The following is a 265-nucleotide window of genomic DNA, read 5'->3' as shown; positions in this document are numbered from 1 at the left end:
CCAGACTCCTACGGGAGGCAGCAGTGGGGAATTTTGGACAATGGGCGAAAGCCTGATCCAGCAATGCCGCGTGAGTGAAGAAGGCCTTCGGGTTGTAAAGCTCTTTTGTCAGGGAAGAAACGGTGAGGGCTAATATCCCTTGCTAATGACGGTACCTGAAGAATAAGCACCGGCTAACTACGTGCCAGCAGCCGCGGTAATACGTAGGGTGCAAGCGTTAATCGGAATTACTGGGCGTAAAGCGTGCGCAGGCGGTTTTGTAAGT

Annotated in this window: 1 rRNA gene; it reads left to right on the top strand. The window is 52.8% G+C overall.

What is annotated here, in order from left to right:
* Window positions 1-265: ribosomal RNA gene (locus tag ACZ92H_RS29735) — 16S ribosomal RNA — on the top strand; the annotation flags it as partial.

The sequence above is a fragment of the Janthinobacterium foliorum genome (assembly GCF_978021625.1).
Note: the sequence above shows the minus strand (reverse complement) of the source record. Positions and strands in the feature narration are given on the sequence as shown.